We start from the raw sequence: 2601 nt of genomic DNA on the forward strand, positions 1-2601 counted from the left end.
CGCCCAGCAGCGCGTCCCGCAGGTCGTGCCGCAGCGGTACGCCGGAGCGGTCGTCGACCTTGGCGAGCACCAGCGCGGCCACCGGCAGCAGCAGCCCCTGCCAGGCGTGGTCGTTCTGGCAGGCCAACCACTGGTACTGAGCCGACTTTTCCGCTCGGGAGCGGACACGCAGCCCCCGCAAAGCGCCCTCGCCGTCCATCGGTGAGGGGCTTCGGCTGTATGCATCCGCGGGACCCTGCGGTGTACGTCGGTGCCGAAGGCGCGAGGGAAGCCGGTGGGGAGCCGACGCACGCCCGGGAGCCGAAGCGAGTACGCCGAAACGAGGGCATGTACACGCTGGAGACCCTGGCGTTGATCACCGCCACCGCCATCGGCACAGACCTCATCCCGAGACGTCACAACCGAACACGACCGGCGCGGTCGGGCAGGTACAGCCGGAGCGCTCTGGGGGCGATGGATCCTGAGCCGGGAGCGGCGCCGGTCGCGCGAGCATGAGCTCGGCTGCTGTCCTGCGCCCAGGCACTGGCGCTTCCGACCATGGCTGTCATGGGGCTGCCGCTGCGGGTGCTTCCCACCCGCATCGTCGGCACCGGCATGGGCCTGCTCAACCTTGGCGGCTAACTCGCGGGAGCCATCACCCCGCTGGTCATGGGCTTCCTCGTCGACCGTTTCTCCTGCACGGTCACCTTCGGCTTCATGCCGGTCGGCGTCGTGGCCTCGATCACGGGCGCGCTCCGGGTGCCGCAAACCACCGACCGATTCGCTCGCTCGGCCCCGGCAGAACTACGCCAAGCAGCATGAGCACCAAGAACTCAACACGGTGACGCCGCCTGCGCGCCCCTCGCACCGCGCTGCGGCCCTTCGCCGTCGTCTGCCCCGTCCGCACAGCGCACAGCAAGCGCCAACCAACGGCATTACGCGCAGGTGACCATCAGTCAGCAGCGCGAGCAGATCGACCACCCCGAAATGCCGAAGTCAGTGCGCGGGCCGGGTGGTTGCGGCAGAGGTCGATCCAGTTGCGGTTCCCGTTGCAGTCGCCTGCGTTCACGCCCGCCCAGAGCTCTGGGCCCAGATCGCTCGGCTCCGGCCTCCCGGAGCAACCGAGCGGCCGTGTCCGTGGTGCGCTCCGGGTAGGTCACTGTCGGTGACGGGACCGTTTTGCCGGTGGTTCACCGTCCTGTCCTCAGCCGGGTGGCCGCGAGGTCGGTCGCGGTCGCGAGCGTCGTGCGGCCGGCACGATCGGCGTCGGTCAGGATCTCGGTGAGCGTGGTGCCGATCCCGTGCACCCGGTCGATCGCCTCGCCGTGCCCGATGCCCTCGACCTCACGGGCCAGCGCGTAGATCACGCCGCCGGCGTTGGCCACGAAATCGGGCGCCCAGAGGATGTCCCGCTGCCGAAGCACATCGACGACGTCGTCGGTGACGAGCTGGTTGTTCGCCGGTCCGACGATCGCCGCGCAGCGCAGCCGGAAGGCCACATCGTGGTCGAGGATTTGGCCGACCGCGGCCGGGACGAGGATCTCGCTGTCGGTGGTGATCGCCTCTGCGGGGTCGACCCATGCCGCGCCGAGTTCCTTGACCAGCACCCTTTTTCGATCATCCACATCGGACAGCGTCAGCTCGGCGCCCTGCTCGGCGAGGCTGCGCGCCAGTCGCTCGCCCACCGCGCCGAGCCCGCTGACGACAACGCGGCGCCCCGCAAGCGACGGAGTGCCGAAGCGGTGCAGCGACACCGCGCGCAACGCGGCCAGCACCCCGATCGCGGTCGGTGCGGCAGGGGATCCGGAGCCGCCGTGGGATGCGGGGAGGCAGAAGACGTGCGGGGTGCGTTCCCGCACCACGATCATGTCCTCGGCGCAGGTGCCGACGTCGGGTCCCGTGCTGTAGCGGCCGCCGAACTCCGCGACCAGGTCACCGACGTCGAGGAATACCGAACGACGGTCGATGCGTGCGGGATCGGCGTCCTCGTCCAGCACGATCACGGTCTTGCCGCCGCCGTAGGCAAGGCCGGCGGCGGCGCATTTGTGGCTCATCGCCTCCGACAGCCGCATAGCGTCCGCCAGGCCGTCCTGCCAGCAGCGGTAGGCCCGCATCCGGCATCCACCCACTGCGGGGCCGAGCGCCGTCGAGTGCACTGCGACCATGAGCGTCACGCCGGATCGGGCTCCACGGCGGATGACCAACCGCTCGTGCTCGAGCGAGACCTGCTTTGCTGCGACATCCTGCATCGGGGTGCCTTTCGGATCACGGTGGCCCCTTCACTCTTCCCGGGGGATTGGCCGCAGCATCCGGGCCGCCACCCATGCGCTGCATCGTCGGGAGCGCACAACGCTGCGTCAGAACTTGTGCGGACCACACGATCCGCGCCCGCAGGGGTTGCACTCCACGACCTCGTCGGCAGCTCCAAGGACGGGTTCTCGGGGTGGCATCCGGCGAAGATGACGCCAAGGAGCCCGAGGGGCCGTGCTGTTGACGTGGCCGGCCCTTGACGTGCTCCCTGGCCTAGAGTCCAGGGATTCCGGCCTGGGTCGTCTGACCCTTCCGGGGGCTTCCTGCTTCAACGCGCTGTGCGGGCACGTGTGCCCGTCTTACCGGCGCTCC

The 2601-nt window shown here is 69.9% G+C and carries 2 protein-coding genes; one reads left to right on the forward strand and one right to left on the reverse strand.

Annotation, left to right across the window (positions count from 1 at the left end):
• Window positions 1–648 precede the first annotated feature (648 nt).
• On the forward strand, window positions 649–801 hold the full coding sequence (locus ABT085_RS45555) for a hypothetical protein (RefSeq protein ID WP_351622922.1): 153 nt from the start codon (window positions 649–651) through the stop codon (window positions 799–801).
• Between the two features lie 368 nt (window positions 802–1169).
• Here the strand turns inward: ABT085_RS45555 and ABT085_RS45560 are convergent, their stop codons facing one another.
• Complete coding sequence (locus tag ABT085_RS45560) at window positions 1170–2144, reverse strand: Glu/Leu/Phe/Val dehydrogenase family protein (protein ID WP_351622924.1); 975 nt, start codon at window positions 2142–2144, stop codon at window positions 1170–1172.
• Window positions 2145–2601: the final 457 nt, after the last annotated feature.

This window comes from Streptomyces sp. NPDC002265 (assembly GCF_040296125.1).
GTDB lineage: Bacteria > Actinomycetota > Actinomycetes > Streptomycetales > Streptomycetaceae > Streptomyces.

Excerpts from the sequence above, each read along its gene's own strand:
- ABT085_RS45560 (WP_351622924.1), bottom strand. The coding sequence starts at position 2,144 with ATGGTCGCAGTGCACTCGACGGCGCTCGGCCCCGCAGTGGGTGGATGC.
- ABT085_RS45555 (WP_351622922.1), top strand. The coding sequence starts at position 649 with ATGGGCTTCCTCGTCGACCGTTTCTCCTGCACGGTCACCTTCGGCTTC.